Here is a 21,537-nt window from a genome sequence, read left to right as displayed (position 1 = left end):
TCCCTAGAACAACAGGGTAAAAATAGCCCAAAGCGGTATGATTTGATACCCGTTCTGACGCCGCAGCGCGATCAGTGCGGCGGGGGCGACAATGCCACACGGTTGCCACAGTCTTGCCGTTTTAGGCCGTGAAAGCGGGGGGGCGGGGCGGCGCGTGCCTTAATTGGCATCGGCGGCTGCGGCGATTGGAATTAAATTGGAAACAATTATTCTGGGCGATGGGTGGGTCCCGGCGGCGCGTTCACCGAATCATTGTTAATAAATCCTAAAGAACCGTGCGGGGGCCGCCGCCCCGGTTAAGACCCGCCTGCCATGCCGCGCGGGCGGCAGTTTTGCGGCTGGTTGCCAAATCTTCGGCATAGCCCATCAGCGCGCCTGCCATGAGCCAGGAAAAGGGGATAAGCGTGGCGTTGGGCAGCAGATCGACCAGATTGACGGCATAAATCAGCGCGATGGCGCAGGCGTAGGGCGAAAAGGCGGTGGAGCGTTGCAGCAGCGCCTCGCGCCCCAAAAAGATCAAGGGCATGATAAGCAGGCCAAATTCGGCGATATAACCGAGCCAGCCATAGGTGCCCAACACGATAATCCATTGACCGTCTGGGATGGTCAGGATGCGCCCATCAATCGGGTCCATGATCAGGTTGCGGCCATAGCCGCCCCAACCAAACAGGGGTTTGTAGGCGGCGCGGGCCAGCAGCTCCTCCTCGTTCATCACGCGGAAGTTTAGGGATTGGTGGCGTTCGGGGCTGAAGGCATAGGCGTAATCAAGGATCGCATCCATTGGCACCAATTGCGCGCCGCGCAGCAATGGATAGCTGAGGACGATAACACCCAAAAGGGCTGCAAGGGCGATTTGCCAGCGCCGCCCCAGCAGCAAAATAACCGGGATAAGCATGAGGGCGTAAACCATCGGGCCAACGCTGCGGCACAGCACCAAAACCACGCAGAGATACATGAAGATCATCAGTTGTTTTGGCCGTTCGGCGGCAGTGCCTAGGCGCAAATGAACCAAGGCGGCCATCGCGGCCATAAGGGCGAAAAACGCGACCCACAGGCCGTGCGGCATGAACACCATGGGCCGAAACCCGTTGCCCCGCATGCTTTGCAAAAAGTCATGTTGGAAAAACCCGTAAATCCAGACGTTGAGTTGCGGGGACAGGCGCGATTCCAGCACCATTGGCACGGAATAGACCAAGCCTGCGGCGACCAAAGCGGCGATAATAGCGCGCATTGCCACCTCGGACCGCAGAAGGGTGCGGGCCAGAAAGAACGGGATGAGGGCGATGAATTGGTAAGTGACGGTTGCAGCGCTGTCATAAAGTCGCAGGGCGGGCACATCGCCAGACAGGATTGGGATAGGGTCAGGGTTGGTCATGGCGGTGGCAAACGGGCTGATGACATACAGCACGATCAGGGTGCGGCCGATCAAGCTGCGGGGCAGAAAGCTGACTTTTTCATTCAAAACCCAGATGGTCAGGGCCAGTGCACACAGGTTGGCGATGGTGAATTTATCCATGTCCGGCACGGCAGGCAGGTTGAAATTCGCCAAAGGCGGCAGCAGCATATACGCGCCAAGGATGGACCAGATCAGGGCTTGTTCGCGCGGCAGACGCCGAAACAGGGCGGTCGCGATGACCGGCCACATCAAAAGCATCAGATAGGCGATTGGGTTGGGCATGGGGGTGGTGCGTGTCCTTGTGGTTTGGGGGTTATAGCATGGGGGGACGGGCCAAACTATCCTTTCGCCGATGGATGCTGGGGGGGGTGCGTATTTCCCCGCCCGCACCGGACGCGGCGGCGGAATATGTGGCGCAAAACGGGGGATTTGGCGGATATTTGCCCAAATAACCCTAGCGTTTGGAAACAGAGTGTTGCGGGGGCTGTATGATTTGGGGGGGCTGCACCCCATCGCGCGGGCGCGGGTTCCGTGTTAAAAGTGGCACAAACCGCGCGGGATTGCCTGAATGAATTTTGTATTTTCCAACACCACGATTGCGATCACCCACAAGGATGCAGCCAGCATTATGGCCGAAGTGTCCGCGCGACTGACCGCTGGGGAGGGGTTTGCGCTGGCCACGATCAACTTGGACCATGTGGTAAAGCTGGGGCGTGACCCGGCGTTTTTGGCGGATTATGCGGCGCAAGATATTGTGGTGGCGGATGGCAACCCGATTGTGTGGCTGTCGCGGATGGCGGGCAAGGCAGTGTCGCTGACGCCGGGGTCGGATTTGGTGTTGCCGATGGTGCGCGCGGCGGCGGCGGCGGGCCGCCCGGTGGTGTTGCTGGGCAGCACGGATGATGCCTTGGCCGGGGCGGCGACAGCGTTGCGGGGGCTGGTGCCGGGCGTGGTGATTGGGGCGACGATTGCCCCCGATTTTGGGTTTGACCCAAAGGGGACTGTGGCCGAGGCGATGCTGGCACAGGTGGCAGCGCTGGGCCCGTGCCTGTGTTTGATCGCGCTGGGCGCGCCAAAGCAGGAGGCGCTGGCGGCCTTTGGTCGCCGATTGGCCCCGCAAGCCGGGTTTGCCAGCATCGGGGCGGGGGTGGATTTTCTGTCGGGGCATCAAGTGCGCGCGCCTGCGTGGGTGCGGCGGATTGCGATGGAATGGTTTTGGCGGATGGCCAAAAACCCGCGCCGGTTTGGCCCGCGCTATATCGGCTGTGCGGCGATTTTGCCGGGGCAGATGGTGGCGGCGATCAAGCAGCGCTGACTATTTATATTCGATAAGACCGGTTTGTTTGCGCCGCAAGCGTTGGGTGTAAAAGCCGATGGCGCCCTGCGCCTCGGGCAGTTTGCCCAACACGCTGAAAAAGGCGGGGGCAAGGCCGATGCGGGGGGTCAGGCGCAGGATTTGCAAGGGCCATGCCAGCAAAACCGCCAGCCCTGCAGGATGCAGCGCGCTAAGGATGAGGGCAGCAAGTGGCACGCCCGCCCCCCAGATCAAAGCACGGCGGGTCTGTGTGACCCAGTGGCGTTCGGGGCCGCGCCCGTGCAGCGCCGCCCCTTCGGCATAGGCGTGACCCGCGCGGCGGCTGCGTTGCCACCATTGGTCGATGCGGGTGATTGCGGCGTCATGCAGGGTCATTTCCGCATCAATCCGCCAAATTTGCACGCCCGTGCGGGCAAGGCGCAGGCACAGTTCCGGCTCCTCTCCGGCAATCAGATATGGGGTATAGCCGCCGACGCTGCGCAGATCGGCCACGCGCATCAGAGCATCGCCGCCGCAAGCGCGGGTTTGGCCGATGGGCGTGTCCCATTCGGCATCGCATAGGGCGTTATAGATAGAGGCATTGGGGTGGCGTTCGCGCCTGCGGCCACAGATCACGGCGGCGGCGGGGTGGGCATCCGCAAAATCCAACGCGGTTTGGACCCATGCGGGCTGCACCGTGCAATCCCCATCGACAAATTGTACGAAAGGGGCCGTGACCAGCGCCAGCCCTGCGTTGCGCGCGCGCGCTGCGGTGAACGGCTGCGCCATATCCAGTGCCACCACTTGCGCGCCCATGCCCCGCGCCATATCCGCGCTGCCATCGGTGGAGCCTGAGTCCACATAGATCACGCGCCCGACTTGCGGTTGCAGGGACGCAATGCAGGCCTGCAGCCGCACGCCTTCGTTGCGGCCAATGACCACAGCATCGACGCGATTTTTTGGGGCGGGATGGGGGGGATTGCTGGCCACGGGTTGCCTTTGTTGGGTCAGAATGGGGTGCAGCATACGCGGGGCACTGTGGCTTTGCCAAGGCTGGTTTGGGACGTGGGATGGGCGGACAGGCGGCGTGCAAAGTCTTTCAATTTTTTGGATTATCTGTTAGCTAGATCCAACTGGGCGGGGGCCCGGACGAATCTGTTTGGCATGCGCCCATCGGCGCGTAACCAAAGGGTGAAGGCCGTATTCTTGCCTGCTGTCTTGCGGGTTCATATATGTGTAACCGCCCACCCTTCGTTGTGAAGCTGGGGGCAGCAGGAGCCTGAATTCAGATGGCCAACCACGATATTTCGTTGTCGCAAGCCCTTTGGCCGGCAGATCTAGAGCAGGCGCCGATGGACGATGAGAATTTTCGCAAAATGGCAGAAGACGTAAAACGACCCCGCGCGCCGGGAATTTCGGTGTTTCGCAATGCGCCCATCCATGCGCTGCCCGCAACCGTAGAGCCACGAGAGGTGGAGCCGGAGCCGATAATGTTGGCCCCGCACAAACCCGAACGGGTGTGGGAATCACTGAACCCCGTGACGCTGAATGAGGCGGTGCTGAATGGAAATGGTCTGTTTACGCAACCGCAACAATTCAGCGGGACGCAGTATTTTGACATTTTGCGCACCCGTTTGTTGCACGCGATGCAAGAACATGGGTGGAAGCGGATTGCGATCACATCGCCCACGCATGGCTGCGGCAAAACCTTTGTCGCGGTGAACCTTGCGTTGAGTTTGGCGCGGCGGCCGTCCAGCCGCACGGTGCTGCTAGATTTGGAATTGCGCCAACCGGGGGTGGCCAAGCTGTTGGGCCTAGGCGATGTTGGCCATATTCGCGAATTTTTGAACGGCGAACAGCCGCTGGAAAGCCATTTTCGCCGGGTTGGGCGCACGCTGGCGCTGGGGCTGAACGACCGCGCGATGCTGGATGCCGCCGAGGTGTTGCACGAGCCCAGCACCGCCGAGGCGTTGGCCGCGATGACCGATGCGTTGAACCCCGAATTGGTGGTGATTGATGCGCCGCCCGTTTTGATGTCGGATGATGTGCTGGCATTGTTGCCGCAGCTGGATGCGGTTTTGTTGATCGTCGATGGCACCAAAACCACCGCCGCCGAAGTGCGCGCCTGCGAGCGTTTGTTTGATGGGCAATGCCCATTGATGGGGGTGGTGTTGAACCGCGCGCAAGACCGTGGGCTGGGCCGTTACCGCTATGGCAACACTTAAGGGGCGGGCGCATGGGACAGATTCAAAGCATTGAGGACCTGATCAACATGTTGATCCGTCGCCGCCTGTTGATTGGTGCGGTGGCAGTGTTTGGCATGGTGATAACCGTGTTGTTCGTGATGTCAAAAGCAGACGTGTTTGAAAGCACCGCGTTGATTCAGGTGCAATCGCCCACGGTGTCCAGCGCGGACGGCACGGAGGCCCCGCGCGAAAGTTCGGCGCAGCGGTTACAGGCGATCCAACAACGGCTGACCACGCGCGAAAACATGCTGGCGGTGATTGCGCGGCATGATCTGTATGCGGGTTTGCCGCTAACCGACGACCAAAAGGTGCATTTGCTGCGCATATCCTTGCGGTTTGAAACGGTGGCCAGTGCGGCCGCCGCAGGGTTTGGACAAGCGGCCGAGGTTTCGGCGATTTTGATCAGTGCGCAATCGGACACCCGCGCCAAAGCGGCCCGCGTGACCAATGATTTTGCGCAAGGGATTTTGGATGCGGGGGCTGCGGGGCAGATAAACCGCGCGCGCGAGGCGTTGGATTTTTACCGCGAGGAGGCCAACAGCCTGAGGGCCGCGATTGATGCGCGCGAGGCAGAGATTGCCGCGTACCAAGCCCGCAATGTGGGCGCCCTGCCCGCGCAACGCGAATCGTTGCGGTCTGAATTGACCGGGCTGGAAACGGAATTGCGCAGTTTGGACCAAGCCTTGGTCGCGGCGCGCAACGAACGGGCTGCGATTGAACGCAAAGCGACGTTGCGCGCAACCGATCGGCGGGATTTGGACAGTTTGAGCGCGGAAATTGAAACCTTGGGGGCGCAAAGTGCAGCGCTGGAGGCGCGGCGGGCCGAGATCACAAGCGTGGTGACCGAAGGCCAAGATGTGGACCGGGTTTTGTCAGATTATCAGCGCGGTTTGACGCAATTGCAGACGCAGTTTGAGGCCGCAAGCCGCCGCAGCGCCGAGGCAGAAACGGCGGCGCGGCTGCAAGATCGCCAGCAAGGCGAAACCTTTTCCATATTGGAGCGCGGGATTGAGGCCGATTATCCGATCAGCGGGGGGCGGCGCAAACTGGCGATTGTAGGGGCGTTTGGCAGCTTGATGCTGGGGGTGGGCCTTGCGTTTTTGCTGGACCAAATGCGCCCGGTATTGCGCACGCGCAGCCATTTGGAACGCGAATTGGATTTGCGCCCGATCGTGGCGATTCCGGAAATGCGGGCATCGGGGCGGCCCCTGCGCCAATGGTTCAGCAAGGACATACATACGCTGTCCGACCTTGCCCGCCATGTGCCAGAAATGCGCGCAAGGGCCGCACAAAGCATTGGGGCCGGTGGCGCGCCAAGCCGCGTGCAATTGATTGGCGGCGGTGTGGCGGTGATTTTGCTGGTGGCGGTTGCGGCGGCGATGACCTGACGCGCGGGTTGGGGCACGGGCGTAATGACCTGCTGCCGGATTTTGATATGAAAAAGGCCCGCGCCGGGGGATCGGTGCGGGCCTTTTTATGTGGCTTAGGGCGGTGTCAGTAGCCGGTGCATTTCATCACAACACCCACCGTGCGCGACAGCACCCGCATGTCTGTCATCAGCGACAGTTCAGCGTCATAGAAGGCGTCGTAATCAGCCCGCGCTTCAAACGTGGTGTTGTTGCGGCCGCTGGTTTGCCAAAACCCGGTGATGCCGGGGCGCAGGCCGTAATACGCGGCGCCGGGATATAGGGCTTGCTGGTTCAGCATGATGGGGCGCGGGCCGACCAAGCTCATCTCGCCGACCAGCACGTTCCACAGCTGCGGCAATTCATCCAGCGAGGATTTGCGCAGGAATTGGCCAAAGGGCGTGATGCGCGGATCGCGCTTTAACTTTTGGGTTTGGTCCCATTCAATGCGCGCTTGCGGGTTGGCGGCCAGATATTCGGCCATACGATCATCGGCATCGCTGACCATGCTGCGCAGCTTCCACATGCAAAAATGCCGCCCGTGCAGACCGACGCGCTTTTGGGTGTAAAAGGCGCTGCCGCCATCGCGGCGCACGGCAAAGGCCAGACCCGCAATCAAAGGCAGGATGATGGGCGCGGCGATCATGACCACTGCAACGTCAAAGGTACGCTTGAACATTTGGCGATAAAGGCCCCGCGCCTTTGGGCGCAGGTGCAAATCCACGCCCAGATCAAGGGGGCGGGATGGATGCTCAATCGCGCCGGTGCCCCCGGCGATCAGATCGGAATAGCTGATTGTCATTGTTACGCCCCCAAACACAATTGGGAAAAAGTTAAACTGGGTTTGGCAACGTCAAAGGTGGCCTTGGCAAATGTTGCCAACGCATCACTCCCACGCATGCAATCAGAATCAGAAAAAATGCAGATCATCACGAACACTCGGCAGTTACGCCCCCATCTTTATTTTATCTTATTCACAATGAGGATGGAAAGGATGACGTTGCGCATCGGCCATATTTTCGTCAAATTTACTAACATATTTTGCCTTATTTTCCAAAAGCGGCAAAATGAGGCGCAGAAAAATCGCCCTGCAGTTGAGTCGTTCCAAAAACACTGGGGATTTGATCCTGCGCTGATTCGGTTTTGTCGTATCGCGCGGGGGCGCTGCGAAATGTTGACTATTTTTATGGGGCAATAATGTGCCGCCCATGCCGCAGAGTATTGTTTCTATTTGGGAAATAGTCCGAAATGGTTAACGGGACTGTGTCGCAAATACCACCGCTGGCTGCGGTTCTTTTTGCGACATGCGGGCCATCGCAAAAACGATAAATCCGACTGCGCCCAGTGAACCTGCAACGGGGTAAAGCAAAACGGCGGCCCAAATTGGCAAACCAAATGTCAAAGATCCAATGGTCGCAAAAAGACCTGCAATGATGCCCGAAACCAAGATGCCGATAACCATTTCAACGTTCCTTTGTCTTTTTCCGGCTTTGCCAGAGTTGCGGGGCTGTTGGGCTGGGTTCGAAAGGTCTGTGGTATTTGTCTTTCGTCGGTTCCAGTCCCGCAGCTGTCTGCGCCTATGCTTGAAGTTGACCCGAGATTGTGGCGAGAGTCAGGCAAAAAACGTGCATCCTTTGGGCTTGCAATATTTTCCGCCGATTCGACCGCTGCGCGAAAGCGGATTTTTGCCAACTGCCTTGGGCGCGGCGGCTGTTGTGGGGGCGCGTTAACGAAATATTCATGTGGGTTTGCAAGGGTGTGGAACAGGGATAGATCAAAGGGGCAAATCCAAAAGGTGCCGTAGTGAAGATTGCTTGTCTGGTGAACACCTATCCCCGCGCGTCGCACACGTTCATTCGGCGCGAGGTGCAAGCGCTGGAACGGTGCGGTTTTGATATTCACCGTTTTGCCATGCGGTCCGAACGCGGCAGCCTGATGGACCCCGCCGATCTGGCCGAGGATGCCCGCACCGAGCATGTGCTGCGCACAGGGATTGCGCGGTTGGTGCCATCGGCGCTGGGATGGATGTTGCGCCGACCTGTGCAAACGGCGCGGGGCGTGGCGCTGGCGCTGCGCTGTGGGGCGGTGGGCGCGGGCGGCACACCGGGCACGGGCGGGCGGTTGCGGCATATGGTGTATTTGCTGGAGGCGGCGCATGTGGCGGCGCGCTGTGCGGATTTGGGCATCACGCATATCCACGCGCATTTTGGCACCAATTCGGCGGCGGTGGCGATGCTGGTGCGGGTGTTGGGGGGGCCGCGTTACAGTTTCACCGTGCATGGCCCGGAGGAATTTGATGCGCCCTTGGCGCTGTGTTTGGGTGACAAAATCCGCCATGCGGCGTTTGCCGTGGCGATCAGCAGTTTTGGGCGCAGCCAGTTGTACCGATGGGCACGGCCGAGCGATTGGGCCAAGTTGCATGTGGTGCATTGCGGGATTGAGCCTGCGAAATTTACGGCCCCCACCCCCCCGCCCGCGGGCGGGCCGCGTTTGGTGGCAATTGGGCGGCTGGCAGAGCAAAAGGGCTTTTCGCTGTTGATAAAGGCGATGTCGCTGGCGGCGCCTACCCATCCCGGTCTGCACCTTACCTTGGTGGGTGATGGCCCGATGCGCGGACAGATTGAAGCGTTGATCGCGGCGAACCACCTTGGGGACCGCGTGACATTGGCGGGCTGGCAGGATGAGGCGGGGGTGGCGGCGGCGCTGTCACAAGCGCAGGCGTTAATATTGCCGTCCTTTGCCGAAGGGTTGCCGATGGTGGTGATGGAGGCGATGGCGGCGGGCCGCCCGGTGATTGCCACAGCAATTGCGGGCGTGCCGGAGTTGGTGGTGGCAGGCGATACGGGCTGGATTGTGCCCGCAGGCAGCGCGGTGTTTTTGGCCGAGGCGATGGCGGCGTTGGCGCGCACATCGCAAGCGGATTTGGCTGCGATGGGACAAGCGGCGCGCGACCGGGTGTTTGAGCGCCATGATGTGGATGTGGAAGCGACGAAACTTGCAGGGTTGCTGCGGGGGTTGGCCTAAGGGGCTTGGGCTGGGGTTGGGGGGCGGGGTCAGCGCCCGCGCGTCCAATCCGTGCCGCCGCGCCGCAGTTTGACCGCCAGTGAGACTGCGGCGTAGGTGGCAAACCCCAACGGGTCGCGCAGCGCACGGCGGATCACGCCAGTCAGGCCCAGCGGCGTTTTACCTTCGCGCGCCATGATGTCGGGGAAAAGGGCGGATATTTGCGCCACGCCAGCATCTTGTCTGCGGCGCACGCGGACCAGTGCTGCGAACCCTTCGATCATCGGCCAGTGATAGGGGGCGGGGACGCTTACGCGTTCGCCCGGTGCAAATTGCAAGCGGGCGAACGTGTCATCCGAAATGATGTCGGGGAAATCACCCCAGCGCGCGCGGCCCGCTGCGTTGACCGCAAACAGGCCGTAACCGGGGGCGATGCTGCGGGCAAATGGCAAGGTTTGCCAAAAGCGGGCATAGGCGCGGGTGATCGCAGACTGCGCGCGGGGAATGGTGGCGCGGCCAGAGGCGTAAAGTGCTGTGGGCTGATCCAGCGCATGGGCGAGTTGCGCCATGAGGCCGGGTGAGACGATGACATCGGCATCAAGGTAAGCGCGCATGTCGCCATGCGCCGCGCGGTCGCCTGCGTTCAGCGCACCGATTTTGCCACCTTGGGCGCGGTCGATCACCCGCAGATGCCAGCCTGCCGTTTGGGCCTGTGGGCCAAAGGCCTGTGCGCGCGCGGCCGTATCATCGGTGCAGCCGTTGGCGACCACAATCACCTCGGCCCCGCCGGGCACGGGATGGGAGGCGAAAAGGGCGGTCAGGCAAGGGCCGATATAGCCCGCCTCATTGCTGGCGGGCAGGATGACGCTTAGCAAGATTTGCAGCCATGCGCCAAGGATTGCCAGCGGGGGTTATCATCGCCCAAGTGCCTGAGGCCGCCCCAGCTGCCCCATTTGTTCGGGCTGTAAATATCGACAAAGGCGTTGAAGGGTTCGGGGGTCAGGGCTGCCCACCCTTCGATCAGGCGATCATAGAGGACGCCCATTTGCGGGGAATAGTTCAAGTGGTGGAAAAACGCGGTCACATCATCATCGTTCAGCAGGCTGGCGGTGGCGACGACATGGGTGCCGCCTTCGTACATCACCAAATCAAGGCCGCGCGCGGCGGCGATGCCTGCGTGATAGGGCAGAACGGAGGTAAGCAGCGACACCAGCGTGTCGGCGGTTTGCCCGGTGACAAAGCCGTTTTCCAGTTCGGTCGCGGCGCGGTCGGTGGCCATATCAAAGCGGTGCTGCGCGATGTAGGCATCGCGGGCGGGGCCGGTTAACGATTGCTGGTCGGCCTGCGACACCGCCATTTGGCGGCTGTCGCGCAGCCAGCCTTGCAGGACCGCCGCCTTATCATCGCTGCCAAGGCCAGCGGCGAAATAGCCGGTGACGGCGTAAGCATCAAAGCTGTCGACCGGCGGTTTGCGGCCTTCGGCCACGGCCAAGGGCGCGTCGAAGATTTGTTCCTCTAGCCCTTGCCAGCCGGTTTGGGTGGCGATCACGCGGACCAGGCGGTCGGCGTCTGCGGGGCCGAACACTTCGGCCCAGATGTCAGCCACTTCGGCGGCGCGCAGGGCGTAAAACTGCACCCAGCAATCGCTGGCATCCCAGCGGGCGCGGCACTGTTCATCGGCCCAGGTGGCTTGGGTGAATTGCCAATTCCACATCTCGTTTGAATATTCGACTTGGGCGCGCAGCCCTGCGGCCAAGCGATCACGGACCACCTCGGCATAAGCGCGCACCAGCGCATCGTCGGCCAAATGCGGAAGGGTGAACCATGCATCGGCGCGCAGATCATTGGCGAGGGCGACCATCACCTCGACCGGGACGCCTTTGATTGCCCAGCTGAAATCAGCAGGTTTGGGGCGGTCTTGCAGGCGGGCAAGGGTGGAATTATTGGTGTCCATCCAATCCATAAAGCGCAGGCCCTTGGTGCCGCGAATACGGGCCAGCCAGTCGGGGTTGAACATCGCGCCCGCATCATGGGCGGCCAAGCGATCGTCGCGCACCACGGATATTTCGCGGATGGGGTTGGCGGCGTCCACCGCCGTAATGGTCAGGGAGACAGAGCCGGAACCGGGGGTATAGTCGAACACGATCAACCCCGGCCCGCCATCAACGATCTGCGCGCGGCCTTCCAGTTTCATCGCGCCCGCGCCCGCGTAACGCAGCACATAGCGGCCCGCGACCATGCCTGCATCTGCGGGCAGATCGGTTAGGAACAAGGTGGTGATCCCTGTCGCCTCCAGCGGTAAGGATGTGGGCCAACCGTTCGGGTCAAGGTATCCGCCATCGCGCAGGGTCTCATATTCGATGCCACCCCATTGGCCGGGCAATTGCCCGACCCAAGGGCGGGCGGTTTTCATCACATCAAGGAAAGGTTGCTGTACGGACCAATCGACCACGCCCGACAGGCCCAATGCCAGCTTTGGGTTGGTGATTGCGCGCGGCAGGTCGGCCGTGGAAGGCGGTGTGATTGCGGGCGCGGCGGCGATTGCGGGTTCGGGTTGTGCAATCGCAGCCGGGGTGGCGGCGGCGGCGGGGGCGGGGGTTTGCACGGGTGCTGCGGGTGCTGCGGCGGCCAGCGCCTCAATCCTTGGGGTATCATCGGCGCGGTAGGTGGTGACGGCATCCCAAGCGATGCGTTGGAACACGGCGGCTTGGGCATCGGAAATCACCCCTGCCCGGCTAAGCCATTGGCGGGTGAGTTTTGGCGGCAGGCCTGCGGGGTCTTTGCCTGTGATCACCGACAAATGCACCAGTGCCAGAAAGTACAAGGTTTGGTGGCTGGGGTGAATATCATCATCATAAAGCGCTTGCAGCGTGGTTATGCCCGGCACCTGCCCCGCCGCAATCGCATCGGCCAAGCGGCCCATCGCCTGACCTGCCGGGATAAGGCGGACCAAAGGCGCACCGTCGGGGCGGGCGGCGTTGGCGGTGGCTGTCATCCCTTCCCACAAGGGCAAATCGGCGGTCAGGCGTTCGCGCCACGGCACACCTGCGCCAGCGTCCCCTTCGATCACCACGCCCGGGCTGCTTTTGATGCTGGGCCATGTCTCGTAAATGTAGACTTGGGTATCGGGGCGACTTTCCCATGCCAGCCCTGCAAATTTCGCGACATAGCCCGCGCTGTCATTCCATTCGATTTGGTTTGCCACAGGCACCGCCTCGGTCAGCACCAAAACCTTGGTGTCGCCTTGGGGCAAGATCACCCGCGCGTCGCCTTGTTCGCCGTCTGCGCTGTTGTCCCATGCAAAGCGCAAGGGCGCGCCGTTGATCACCTGTGCGGCCACCGACATTTCCTGCCCTTGCAGCCGCGCGCCGCCCTCAACCATTGCGGGCAAGGACGGGCCGACAAGGCTGTGGCCCACGAACAAAATATCGGCAAGCAGGGTCAAATAGGACATCGGGCGGGCCTTTCGTTACATAACACACGCGGCGGGGCGGGTTTAGCCAGCCACCCCGGTCAAAGAATAGCGCGTGACGACCTGCCAGACCAGTGTTTGCAACGGTGCAATCGCTGCATCTGGGATGGGTGTTGCAGGCGTCCCATCGGCGCGCAACAAGGCCCCCGGTAACCCAAGCGGGCTGCGATGATACAGCGTGGCGAAATGGGTTAGGGCAATGATATAGGCCCCCAGATCATTCAGGTGGATGGGGTCCACGGCCCCTGCGGCATCGCGGGAAAACAAATCCTCACGACGGGTCAGGCCGGGCACCTCGCCCGCCTCGATCGCGCGGGTGACGGCGGCAAGGGTTTGGCCGCCGGGGATGAGGTGGATGGTGCCGACATCGGGTGCAACCATGGCCACGCGCAGCAATTGGTCTTGCCAAGCGCGGGTGAAATCGGCGTCGATGCGGTTTAACCAGCCTTCGGCATCGTCCAAACGGTGCCATGTTTCGTAGAGGTACAGACGCGCGTTTGGATTGCCGGCGCGGGCGGTGCGCGCCCAATGGGCCAGCGCATTGGCGCTGTCGTGATAGCGAATGGCATCGCGAATTTCCACCATTTCGGTCAGCACCACCGCGTCATACGCGCCCGATGCAAGGGCTGTATCTGCGGGGCGGTGGTTTGGGTGCGCGTTTTCCTGTTCCATGCCCGGCACATCACCTTTGCGGTGTTGATCAAGGCTGGCCCCCCACCCCAGTTGGCTGGCGTGGCTGTGCGCGGTAAACCCTGCGGCAGCGGCGAGTTGGTTCAGCATCACGGGCATATCGCGACCCACAAGGCTGTGACCAAGGTGATAGACCGACAGCACTGCATCGGGCGGGGTTAGGGGCGTGGTGTACAGGGCGTTAAACGCCGCCGCCGCCATCGCTTTTGGGGACGCTGTGCGCCATAGGGCAAGACCTGCACCGCCCGCCAAAACCCCTGCCAATCCAGCCCATAATACCGCGCGTCTGTTCATCTGATCGCCTTTCGCATCGCTTTTCATCTGTTGTGCAGATGTAGATCTGGTATCTGTGGCCCCAGAAACCAAGCCGGGGGGCGGAAATGATCGGTTTCCATATGCTGCGCAATCGCAAAGGCCATGCCCGGTATTACCGTGTGGATGTGGCGTATAACCTATTTGGCGAATATTCCGTGCTGCGCGAATGGGGGGTTCGGGGGGTGCCGGGTGCATCGGGTCGCAGGCAGGTGACGTGGTTTGCGAATTTGCGTGATGCGTGTTTGGCGGCAGAGGCGTTGCAAACGAGCGCGGCGCGGCGCGGATACAGCCGGTTTCAGGGGGAAGTATGACACATATTTGGGTCCGGGCCGAACAGCGCCCGAATGAAGAACGCGTGGGCGTGACGCCTGCGGGGGTGGCCGCCCTGATGGCCGCAGGGTTTGCCGTGACGGTAGAGGAAAGTGCGGTGCGCGCCATACCCATCGCGGGCTACCGCGCCACGGGGTGTGCGATTGCGCCTGCAAACTCTTGGCCCGATGCGCCGCGCGATGCGATCATTTTTGGGTTAAAGGAGTTGCCCGAGGATGGCACCCCCCTGCCCCACCGCCATATCCTGTTTGGCCATGCGTATAAGGGGCAACCATCGGGGCAGGCGTTGCTGGCACGGTTCAAGGCCGGGGGGGGGACCCTGTATGATATTGAGTATTTGGTGGATGACGCCGGCCGCCGCGTGGCCGCGTTCGGCTATTGGGCGGGGTATGCGGGGGCGGCGGTCGCGCTGAAATGCTGGGCGGCGCAAGCGCGGGGCGGGGTTGCGGGGCCAGTTGCCACTTATGCGGGTCGCGCTGCATTGTTGGCGGATTTGGCGCAGGATATGGCGGGTTTGGATGCGCCGCGCGCGCTGGTGATTGGGGCATTGGGGCGGGTTGGCACGGGTGCTGCGGATTTATGCGCGGCGATGGGAATGGCCGTTACCAAATGGGACATGGCGGAAACGGCGCAGGGCGGACCGTTCCCGCAAGTGTTGGCGCATGAAATTTTCCTGAATTGCATCCTTGCGCAGCCCGGTTGCCCGGTGTTTGTGCCACAGTCCGCGCTGACCGCCCCCCGCGCACTGCGGGTGATTGGCGATATTGCTTGCGACCCGACATCGGATTTTTCACCGATCAAAGTGTATGATTCCGCAACCGATTGGGCGGCCCCTGCGCTGCGCGTGGCGGATGATCCGGTGCTGGATGTCACGGCAATTGACAACTTGCCCAGCCTACTGCCCGTGGAAAGCAGTGAGGATTTTGCCGGGTTGTTGCTGCCGTCGCTGCTGGCGCTGGATGATTTGGACGCAGGCGTTTGGGGCCGGGCAAAGGCGCTGTTTGACCAACACACCCACCCTTAACCCGTTATTTTGGCGCAAATACCCGGTAATAGGCCCAATCTGGCAGGAATTGCGACAGGCGGAACAGCCACGAAAACACGGTGGGGAAGTTGGCCTTGAACCGGTCGGTTTGCATCAATTCAAACATATGGCGCGCGGCCTCCTCCGGCTCCATCAAAAACGGCATGGTGAAATCGTTTTTGTCGGTCAAGCGGGTGCGGATAAAGCCGGGGTTGGCCAGTTGCACGGTGATGCCGGACCCACGCAGATCGGCGTACAGGGTTTCGGCCATTGCCATAACACCCGCCTTGGCCGGGCCGTAACCATTGGCCCCCGGCAATCCGCGAAAGCCAGATAGGGAGCCCGTCAGCACCACATGGCCGGACCCGCGTGCGACCATGCCGGGCAGCGCCGCACCGATCACCCGCGCGCAGCCGGTAAAGTTGACATTACACATGGTTTCAATCTGTTCAGCGTCCCAGGCCTGCGCTTTCATGGGCCAGTACACGCCTGCCAAAAACACCACGCCATCGACATCGCCCACCTGTACCGCTGCGCGCGCCACGGATGCGCTGTCGGCCACGTCCACCACCACGGCGCGGGCGCGGCCCGGCATTTGCGCCACCGCATTGGCCAAACTCGCCTCTGACCGGGCGGACAAAATTACCTCGGCCCCCGCAGCGCTGATTTGGCGGGCAAGGGCCAAACCCAACCCCTCACTCGCGCCAACCAACCAGTATTTTTTACCCTGCCAATTGCGCATCATGCCGCTGCCCCCCCGGTTTTGGGTCGCATGGTTGCGACCAGTTCGGCAACCTTGATGCCCCATTTGAAAAACTGACTGCGGTTCATGATGGTGCCGTTTTCCATCAGATACATCCAATCGGTGACTTGCAGCACATGCCCCCCCGCCGAGGGCGCAAGCTGGATGTTGTAGCGCAAAACCACGCTGGAGCCTGAAACCTGCCCCGACCCTTCGCCCGGCACATCGGCGGCCAGCGCGCGAATATCGCCGCCATTGCCCAGATGCAGCGTCCAGCAGCGGGCCTGTTCCAAACCACTGTCATAGCGGAAATCTTCGCGCAAGGTGCCAACGGCGCCATCCCAAGTGCCGTGCATATCAGCCACAAACCGCGATGCCACGCGCCCGGTGGGGCCATAAATCACCCCTTCGCATTGGATAGGGCCGCTGAGGTGTTGGCGCGGGTCAAAGGCGGGGCCATGGGCGCTGTAATCGGCTGGCGATTGCGCAGCAAAGCCAATCCAGCGCCGCGCGATAAGGGCCAAAAGCACGGTCAGGGCCATGCCTGCAAGCAGGGTGAGGATGGTCATGATCTACCTTTCAGATGAGGTGAGGGGAGCGGGGCCGTTGCGGGAAGCTGCGTGCGGGCCAAAAGGGCAATGGCAAGCAGTTTCAGCACGCAAGGCAAGCCCGCATAAAGCAGCGTTAGGGTGTAAAGCGCTTGGTCGCTGTTATCCGGCCCCGCGCGAAAGCCGCCCAATTCCAACAGCGGAAACAAGGTCAGCGCGGCAAAAGCCAGCGTGAGTTTTGAGGCGAAAGACCATAGGCCAAAGCCCATCGCCTCCCCCCCGCCGCGCTGGGACAGGGTGCGGGCGAAAATGGCAGGCAACAGGACCATGTCGGCGGCCAGCGCTGCCCCCGACGCGGCAGAGATGAGGGCGAAGGCAAGCACATCACCCGTGCCAAGGCGCAAGGCAAAAAGAAAGGCGAGAATGGCAAGAACCATGCCCGCCAGCAGGGTTTGTTTCTGGCCATATGTTGCGGCAAGGCGGCCCCACAGCGGGGCGGTTATGGCGGCGGCCAGAAAGAACAGCAGCAGCAGCGGGCCTGCAAGGTCGGGCGCGCCAATCCGGCTTTCGACAAAAAACAGGAATAGGGTGGAGGTGACGGCGACCGGGGCTGCATTGACCAGCGCGAGCAGCAACAGGCGGCGGACCTGCGGTTCGGCCAACAGCGCAAACGGGGACGGGGTTGGCATGGCGGGGCCGGACGCGGTCCATTGCCCGCGCATGGCCAGCGTGCCCGCCACGCATAAAACTGCAAAGCCGATCGCAAACCCGGTGAAGGGGTGGCCCATCATCAGGCCAAAAATACTGGGGGCAACCGCGGCGGCAGAGATACCAAGCAGCGCGCCAGATTCGCGCCAGCCCGCCAGTTGCAAATGCCCTCCAGGCAGAGTTTGCGCCCGCGCGACCCCTTGGGCGTAAAAGCAGATGGTCAGGAAGGAAAAGGCGGAAAAGAGCGCGGCAAGCATCAGCGCGAACCACCAGATCGGCGGCAAAAGCGGGGGCATGGCGAACAGGCCCAGCATGGCCGCGCCCATCACCGCCACGGCCACGCCGACCATCAGGCCCCGGTACTGGCGGCCCTTTTCGGCCAGCCAGCCCAGCGCGGGGTCTTGGACTACATCCACCAGCCGCAACGCGCCCAAGACAACACCCAATGTGATTAGGGACACGCCATATTCATCGACATAAAACTTGGGCGCATGAATATAGATCGGCAGGCCGGCCGAGGCGATGAGGGCCGCAAACAGCGACCAAGGCCACAGACGGGCGCGCGGGGTCATTGCGACACGTCCTGTTCGGGCGGTTCTGGGCGCGAGAAATAAGGCGCACGTTTGATCCACAGCTTTAACGCTTGCCAGTGAATAAGGGTTAGAACGCGGCGCGAGCCGAACGGGCGGCGCAGGCAGGCGGCAAGAATGGCGCGGTTGGTTAGGGGGGTGCGCGGGCCTGTTAGCGTGGCGATGAGGCCCCCGTTGCCGTTGGTGTAATCAATCCAAATCCCGATGCGATCGGCCCGGATGTCAAAGCGAAATTCATACCCCCCCGACACAGGTTGAAACGGCGAGACGTGAAAGATTTTCTGGGCTTTGATGTGATCTTCGCGGGTGATCGGTTCCAAATCGGGGCGGTGGCACAGATAGGAATGGCGGTCGCCAAATGTATTGCTGACCTCTGCCACCACAACGCGCAGATGGCCTGCTGCGTCATGGCACAGCCAAAAGGACACGGGGTTGAACACATGACCCAGCACGCGTGGCTGGGTCAAAAGCTGTACTTGATCGCCCCCAGGCAAGCCATGTTCGGCCAAAACCGCGCGCAGCCATGCAACCCCTGTGCCCGCCTTTGGCGTGCCGCCGTGGTCGCGGTCCCAGACCGATGTCAGATTGGCGCTGTTGCGGGAAAACAGGCCGGGCGTGGTGGCCGCGTCTGCATCAAAAAGCACATAATCAACGCCATAGCGAAACGCGTTTTCAACCGCGCCGCGCCTGCCGTGAAAGGTTTGGCCTTTGATGTAATCAACCCGGTTCATGCAGGTTGCACCTGCCGGGCGCGCAGGGCGTTCACTACATCGACCGCGCTGGCAAAGCCGTCCTCGTGGAACCCGTTGCGCATCCACGCGCCGCAAAACCATGTGGCCTTGGTGCCGTTGGTCGCGCGAATGGCCTTTTGCGCGGCCAAGGCGCCAAGATCGTAAACCGGGTGGCGAAAGGTGATTTGGTCATGAATCAATTCCTGCCGGATGGGTTTGTTGGCGTTCAGGGTGACAAACAGCAGGTCATCCATTGGGATGGGTTGTAGCGAGTTCATCCAATAGGTCAGATCAATCCGGTCCGGGCGCGGCCCCGCCCCTTCGACATAGACCCAAGATGCCCAAGCGGCGCGGCGTTTGGGCATCATCGCGGCATCGGAATGCAGGACGACATCATTGGGCTGATAGCGGATGGCGCCCAGATTTGCCGATTCCTCCGGGGTGGGGTCGGTCAGCAGGCGCAGGGTGTCATCAGAATGGGTGGCAAAGATCACCTCATCAAAGGTTTCCCATTCGCCGCTAACGGCCCGCACCATCGCCGCATCGGTGCTGCGCTGCACGGCGGCCACGGGCGCGCCAAGGCGCAGATCGACGCCCGCACCCACAAGTGCCGTTTGGACGCGGCGGACATATTCGATGGAACCGCCTTGGACCGTGTACCACTGGTGCTGGCCCGTCACGCCCAACAACGCGTGGTTTTTGAAAAAATCGATCATCGCACGGGCGGGGAAATCGAGGATGCCCGTGGTCGGCGTGGACCAGATCGCCCCCGACAACGGCAAAAGATAGTAGTCGCGGAACCAATCGCCCGCGCGCAGCTTCACCAGCAGATCACGAATGGTCAGCGACCCATCGCCCGCCAGCGTTTCGGCCTGCGCGTTAAACCGCATGATGTCACGCAACATGCCCCAGTATTTCGGATTCGCGATATTGCGTTTCTGGGCGACCAGCCCCGCCCAATCGCGAAACCCGTATTCAAACCGCCCGCCCCCGATGGAGGCGCCAAAGCTCATATCGCTTTTGGCCGTGGGCACGCCGAGTTCATCAAACAGGGCCACCAAATTGGGGTAATTCACATGGTTGAACACGATAAACCCGGTATCGACGGGTTGATCGCCGCGTTTGCCTGCGATCATGGTGCGCGCGTGGCCGCCCAGACGTGGCTCTGCCTCAAACACTGTGACGTGGTGATCGCGGCACAGCATGTGGGCGGCGGCCATGCCAGAAATGCCGCCACCGATCACAGCGATGCGGCGGGTGGCGGGGCCTTTGGTTTCAAACGGCATAAAACGGCTTCTCCTGCGGGGCGTGACCAGCGGGACGGTGACGCCGCTGGGGTAAATTGGGTACGGGGGCTATCTGGCCTTGGATCACTTTGCACAGCCCCCGTGCTGTTGCGGCCTTATTGCCGCGATCTGGGTGAAAAATCCACCTTTCCCCCAATAAATTCACAAATTCTATGATCCAAAGCAAAAACCAACGCGTAATTGGAATATGTTAGATTTTACGCCCCATCAAAAAGCGGATGCACAGCCCCCCGGACAGTTCTATGCTGTGGGGGGTGCACCACTATGCGTGCGCCAGAAAGGGCTGTCGGTGCCATCGGATACGGTTGAAGATGATTGGGGTGTGCTGATCCTGAAAGTGCGCGACAATCAGGATAAAGCGGCCTTTGCGGCGCTGTTTCGGCATTTTGCCCCGCGCATCAAGGGGTTCTTGATGAAATCGGGGGCCAGCGCGTCCTTGGCCGAAGAATGCGCACAAGACGTGATGGCGACCTTGTGGCAAAAAGCGCATCTGTTTGACCCGACCCGCGCATCTGCTGCAACTTGGATTTTCACGATTGCCCGCAACCGCCGTATTGATGCCTTGCGCAAATCACGCCGCCCCGAGCCGGAGGATTTGCCTTGGGGCCCCGAAGCAGAGCCCGACCAGCAAGACGCGCTGGAATTAAGCCAAGACACCGAACGATTGGGCGCGGCGCTGGCGCTGTTGCCCGAAAAGCAACGCCAGTTGATTGAGCGCGCCTATTTTGGCGATCTGACCCATAGTGAGATCGCCGCAGAAACCGGTTTGCCGCTGGGCACCATCAAATCCCGTATTCGGCTGGCGTTGGAACGCCTCCGCCACAAGATGAGCTGAAAGAGAACGTTATGACCATACGCCACCACATATCAGACCAACTTTTGATGGGTTATTCCGCCGGGCAATTGCCCGAAGCGTTCAACTTGGTCGTCGCTGTGCATCTGTCGATGTGTGATGATTGCAAATCGCGGTTGGGCGCGTTTGATGCGGTTGGCGGCGCGTTGATGGACGATTGCGACGTGGCGATGGCGGGCGACAGCCTGGCCGCCACGATGGACCGTTTGACCCGCACCACCCCGGCCGTGCCGCGCCGCGCCAGCAGCGTTTTGCCCAGCCCGCTGATGGATTATATTGGTGGTGATCTGGATGCGGTGAAATGGCGATCCATCGGGATGGGCGTGCGCCAAGCCATTTTGCCGACCGAAAAAGGGGCCACAGCGCGGTTGTTGTACATCCCCGCAGGCCAAAAAGTGCCGGATCACGGGCATCGCGGCACCGAATTGACGCTGGTGTTGCAAGGCGCGTTTCGCGATGAAACCGACAGGTTCGGCCCCGGCGATCTGGAAATCGCTGATGAGGATTTGAACCACCAGCCCATCGCCGAAGCCGGAGCCGATTGCATTTGTTTGGCCGCTACGGATGCGCCCTTGCGGTTCAACGGGGTTTTGCAGCGTTTGGCGCAGCCGTTTTTCCGGATTTAAGCCCCGCGCGCATCGCTGGGCCAACAGGGCATCGCAATCAGAAATCGATTGCGATGCCTTTCTTCTCCCAATCGCCGTAACGCACGGCCTCTGGCCCATCGCGCCCGCCCAATTCCTTGGGCATCGCGGCGGTTTTTGCATCTGCCTGCGCGCGGCGGGCCGCAGCCTCGGCCAAGGCGCGCTGTGCGGCGGGGGCCAAATTGGCAGGGGGTAGACTGGATGTGTCGTCGGTCATGATCCGGGGTTCCTTGTTTCG

At 61.5% G+C, this 21,537-nt stretch carries 22 protein-coding genes; 8 read left to right on the top strand and 14 right to left on the bottom strand.

Annotation, left to right across the window (positions count from 1 at the left end; translation table 11 throughout):
* Window positions 1–265 precede the first annotated feature (265 nt).
* Window positions 266–1,678, bottom strand: a complete 1,413-nt coding sequence (locus BMY36_RS07690) for a hypothetical protein (RefSeq protein WP_050519628.1) — start codon at window positions 1,676–1,678, stop codon at window positions 266–268.
* Window positions 1,679–1,964: 286 nt separating this feature from the next.
* Here BMY36_RS07690 and BMY36_RS07685 point away from each other — a divergent pair, with 286 nt between their 5' ends.
* Window positions 1,965–2,711: a WecB/TagA/CpsF family glycosyltransferase gene (locus BMY36_RS07685; RefSeq protein WP_050519627.1), complete on the top strand. Its 747-nt coding sequence runs from the start codon at window positions 1,965–1,967 to the stop codon at window positions 2,709–2,711.
* Here BMY36_RS07685 and BMY36_RS07680 read toward each other — a convergent pair whose 3' ends face one another.
* Entirely contained in the window at window positions 2,712–3,680 is a 969-nt protein-coding gene (locus BMY36_RS07680; RefSeq protein ID WP_231579712.1) for a glycosyltransferase family 2 protein, read from the bottom strand.
* Between the two features lie 299 nt (window positions 3,681–3,979).
* Here BMY36_RS07680 and BMY36_RS07675 point away from each other — a divergent pair, with 299 nt between their 5' ends.
* Both BMY36_RS07675 and BMY36_RS07670 read left to right on the top strand, forming a co-directional pair.
* Window positions 3,980–4,915, top strand: coding sequence for a CpsD/CapB family tyrosine-protein kinase (locus BMY36_RS07675; protein WP_050519625.1), 936 nt, complete (start codon window positions 3,980–3,982; stop codon window positions 4,913–4,915).
* Window positions 4,916–4,926: 11 nt separating this feature from the next.
* Entirely contained in the window at window positions 4,927–6,324 is a 1,398-nt protein-coding gene (locus BMY36_RS07670; RefSeq protein WP_050519624.1) for a GumC family protein, read from the top strand.
* Between the two features lie 106 nt (window positions 6,325–6,430).
* Here BMY36_RS07670 and BMY36_RS07665 read toward each other — a convergent pair whose 3' ends face one another.
* The 3 genes from BMY36_RS07665 to BMY36_RS19880 all read right to left on the bottom strand — a co-directional run bounded on the left by BMY36_RS07665 (window position 6,431) and on the right by BMY36_RS19880 (window position 7,804).
* Window positions 6,431–7,144 (bottom strand): sugar transferase, encoded by a 714-nt coding sequence (locus tag BMY36_RS07665; RefSeq protein WP_050519623.1) that lies wholly within the window; start codon window positions 7,142–7,144, stop codon window positions 6,431–6,433.
* Window positions 7,145–7,312: 168 nt separating this feature from the next.
* Window positions 7,313–7,552, bottom strand: coding sequence for a hypothetical protein (locus BMY36_RS19885; protein ID WP_175469265.1), 240 nt, complete (start codon window positions 7,550–7,552; stop codon window positions 7,313–7,315).
* A 42-nt stretch (window positions 7,553–7,594) separates the two neighbouring features.
* Complete coding sequence (locus tag BMY36_RS19880) at window positions 7,595–7,804, bottom strand: hypothetical protein (RefSeq protein ID WP_050519621.1); 210 nt, start codon at window positions 7,802–7,804, stop codon at window positions 7,595–7,597.
* 341 nt (window positions 7,805–8,145) lie between these two features.
* Here BMY36_RS19880 and BMY36_RS07650 point away from each other — a divergent pair, with 341 nt between their 5' ends.
* Window positions 8,146–9,366, top strand: coding sequence for a glycosyltransferase family 4 protein (locus BMY36_RS07650; protein WP_050519620.1), 1,221 nt, complete (start codon window positions 8,146–8,148; stop codon window positions 9,364–9,366).
* Between the two features lie 29 nt (window positions 9,367–9,395).
* Here the strand turns inward: BMY36_RS07650 and BMY36_RS07645 are convergent, their stop codons facing one another.
* From BMY36_RS07645 to BMY36_RS07635, 3 genes are read right to left on the bottom strand one after another with little or no spacing between them, the layout of a single operon-like run.
* On the bottom strand, window positions 9,396–10,229 hold the full coding sequence (locus BMY36_RS07645; protein WP_074818561.1) for a glycosyltransferase family 2 protein: 834 nt from the start codon (window positions 10,227–10,229) through the stop codon (window positions 9,396–9,398).
* Window positions 10,214–12,799, bottom strand: a complete 2,586-nt coding sequence (locus BMY36_RS07640; protein WP_050519618.1) for a hypothetical protein — start codon at window positions 12,797–12,799, stop codon at window positions 10,214–10,216. Before BMY36_RS07640 ends, BMY36_RS07645 begins: the two co-directional genes overlap by 16 nt.
* A 42-nt stretch (window positions 12,800–12,841) precedes the next feature.
* Window positions 12,842–13,801, bottom strand: a complete 960-nt coding sequence (locus tag BMY36_RS07635; RefSeq protein WP_050519660.1) for a hypothetical protein — start codon at window positions 13,799–13,801, stop codon at window positions 12,842–12,844.
* A gap of 86 nt (window positions 13,802–13,887) precedes the next feature.
* Here BMY36_RS07635 and BMY36_RS07630 point away from each other — a divergent pair, with 86 nt between their 5' ends.
* Window positions 13,888–14,133, top strand: coding sequence for a WGR domain-containing protein (locus BMY36_RS07630; protein WP_050519617.1), 246 nt, complete (start codon window positions 13,888–13,890; stop codon window positions 14,131–14,133).
* Window positions 14,130–15,176: a saccharopine dehydrogenase gene (locus BMY36_RS07625; RefSeq protein ID WP_050519616.1), complete on the top strand. Its 1,047-nt coding sequence runs from the start codon at window positions 14,130–14,132 to the stop codon at window positions 15,174–15,176. Before BMY36_RS07630 ends, BMY36_RS07625 begins: the two co-directional genes overlap by 4 nt.
* A gap of 4 nt (window positions 15,177–15,180) precedes the next feature.
* Here the strand turns inward: BMY36_RS07625 and BMY36_RS07620 are convergent, their stop codons facing one another.
* Genes BMY36_RS07620 through BMY36_RS07600 form a run of 5 tightly spaced genes read right to left on the bottom strand, consistent with a single transcriptional unit; the run spans window position 15,181 to window position 19,781 of the window.
* Complete coding sequence (locus BMY36_RS07620; protein ID WP_050519659.1) at window positions 15,181–15,918, bottom strand: SDR family NAD(P)-dependent oxidoreductase; 738 nt, start codon at window positions 15,916–15,918, stop codon at window positions 15,181–15,183.
* Complete coding sequence (locus BMY36_RS07615; protein WP_231579714.1) at window positions 15,918–16,460, bottom strand: DUF3833 family protein; 543 nt, start codon at window positions 16,458–16,460, stop codon at window positions 15,918–15,920. The genes BMY36_RS07620 and BMY36_RS07615 overlap by 1 nt, the downstream gene beginning before the upstream one ends.
* Before the next feature lie 23 nt (window positions 16,461–16,483).
* A complete protein-coding gene (locus BMY36_RS07610; RefSeq protein ID WP_050519614.1) occupies window positions 16,484–17,746 on the bottom strand; it encodes an MFS transporter in 1,263 nt (420 codons plus the stop codon).
* Window positions 17,743–18,495 carry a DUF1365 domain-containing protein gene (locus tag BMY36_RS07605; RefSeq protein ID WP_050519613.1) on the bottom strand — a complete coding sequence of 251 codons (753 nt, stop codon included), beginning with the start codon at window positions 18,493–18,495 and terminating at the stop codon, window positions 17,743–17,745. The genes BMY36_RS07610 and BMY36_RS07605 overlap by 4 nt, the downstream gene beginning before the upstream one ends.
* Window positions 18,492–19,781, bottom strand: a complete 1,290-nt coding sequence (locus BMY36_RS07600; protein WP_050519612.1) for an NAD(P)/FAD-dependent oxidoreductase — start codon at window positions 19,779–19,781, stop codon at window positions 18,492–18,494. The genes BMY36_RS07605 and BMY36_RS07600 overlap by 4 nt, the downstream gene beginning before the upstream one ends.
* Window positions 19,782–19,989: 208 nt before the next feature.
* Between BMY36_RS07600 and BMY36_RS07595 the strand changes: the two genes are divergently transcribed.
* Window positions 19,990–20,637 (top strand): sigma-70 family RNA polymerase sigma factor, encoded by a 648-nt coding sequence (locus tag BMY36_RS07595; RefSeq protein WP_082224837.1) that lies wholly within the window; start codon window positions 19,990–19,992, stop codon window positions 20,635–20,637.
* An 11-nt stretch (window positions 20,638–20,648) separates the two neighbouring features.
* Complete coding sequence (locus BMY36_RS07590; RefSeq protein WP_050519611.1) at window positions 20,649–21,281, top strand: ChrR family anti-sigma-E factor; 633 nt, start codon at window positions 20,649–20,651, stop codon at window positions 21,279–21,281.
* Window positions 21,282–21,318: 37 nt separating this feature from the next.
* Here BMY36_RS07590 and BMY36_RS07585 read toward each other — a convergent pair whose 3' ends face one another.
* A complete protein-coding gene (locus tag BMY36_RS07585) occupies window positions 21,319–21,516 on the bottom strand; it encodes a DUF1674 domain-containing protein (RefSeq protein ID WP_050519610.1) in 198 nt (65 codons plus the stop codon).
* Window positions 21,517–21,537: the final 21 nt, after the last annotated feature.

This window comes from Pseudorhodobacter antarcticus (assembly GCF_900110135.1).
GTDB lineage: Bacteria > Pseudomonadota > Alphaproteobacteria > Rhodobacterales > Rhodobacteraceae > Pseudorhodobacter > Pseudorhodobacter antarcticus.
The sequence above is the reverse complement of the archived record's forward strand: the minus strand, read 5'-3'. Positions and strand labels throughout refer to the sequence as shown.

Coding starts and splice junctions, on each gene's coding strand:
- BMY36_RS07595 (WP_082224837.1), top strand. CDS start 19,990: ATGTTAGATTTTACGCCCCATCAAAAAGCGGATGCACAGCCCCCCGGA.
- BMY36_RS07620 (WP_050519659.1), bottom strand. CDS start 15,918: ATGCGCAATTGGCAGGGTAAAAAATACTGGTTGGTTGGCGCGAGTGAG.
- BMY36_RS07690 (WP_050519628.1), bottom strand. CDS start 1,678: ATGCCCAACCCAATCGCCTATCTGATGCTTTTGATGTGGCCGGTCATC.
- BMY36_RS07670 (WP_050519624.1), top strand. CDS start 4,927: ATGGGACAGATTCAAAGCATTGAGGACCTGATCAACATGTTGATCCGT.
- BMY36_RS07600 (WP_050519612.1), bottom strand. CDS start 19,781: ATGCCGTTTGAAACCAAAGGCCCCGCCACCCGCCGCATCGCTGTGATC.
- BMY36_RS07610 (WP_050519614.1), bottom strand. CDS start 17,746: ATGACCCCGCGCGCCCGTCTGTGGCCTTGGTCGCTGTTTGCGGCCCTC.
- BMY36_RS07630 (WP_050519617.1), top strand. CDS start 13,888: ATGATCGGTTTCCATATGCTGCGCAATCGCAAAGGCCATGCCCGGTAT.
- BMY36_RS07675 (WP_050519625.1), top strand. CDS start 3,980: ATGGCCAACCACGATATTTCGTTGTCGCAAGCCCTTTGGCCGGCAGAT.
- BMY36_RS07605 (WP_050519613.1), bottom strand. CDS start 18,495: ATGAACCGGGTTGATTACATCAAAGGCCAAACCTTTCACGGCAGGCGC.
- BMY36_RS19885 (WP_175469265.1), bottom strand. CDS start 7,552: ATGGGCGGCACATTATTGCCCCATAAAAATAGTCAACATTTCGCAGCG.
- BMY36_RS07640 (WP_050519618.1), bottom strand. CDS start 12,799: ATGTCCTATTTGACCCTGCTTGCCGATATTTTGTTCGTGGGCCACAGC.
- BMY36_RS07685 (WP_050519627.1), top strand. CDS start 1,965: ATGAATTTTGTATTTTCCAACACCACGATTGCGATCACCCACAAGGAT.
- BMY36_RS19880 (WP_050519621.1), bottom strand. CDS start 7,804: ATGGTTATCGGCATCTTGGTTTCGGGCATCATTGCAGGTCTTTTTGCG.
- BMY36_RS07625 (WP_050519616.1), top strand. CDS start 14,130: ATGACACATATTTGGGTCCGGGCCGAACAGCGCCCGAATGAAGAACGC.
- BMY36_RS07615 (WP_231579714.1), bottom strand. CDS start 16,460: ATGGCCCTGACCGTGCTTTTGGCCCTTATCGCGCGGCGCTGGATTGGC.
- BMY36_RS07635 (WP_050519660.1), bottom strand. CDS start 13,801: ATGAACAGACGCGCGGTATTATGGGCTGGATTGGCAGGGGTTTTGGCG.
- BMY36_RS07665 (WP_050519623.1), bottom strand. CDS start 7,144: ATGACAATCAGCTATTCCGATCTGATCGCCGGGGGCACCGGCGCGATT.
- BMY36_RS07585 (WP_050519610.1), bottom strand. CDS start 21,516: ATGACCGACGACACATCCAGTCTACCCCCTGCCAATTTGGCCCCCGCC.
- BMY36_RS07590 (WP_050519611.1), top strand. CDS start 20,649: ATGACCATACGCCACCACATATCAGACCAACTTTTGATGGGTTATTCC.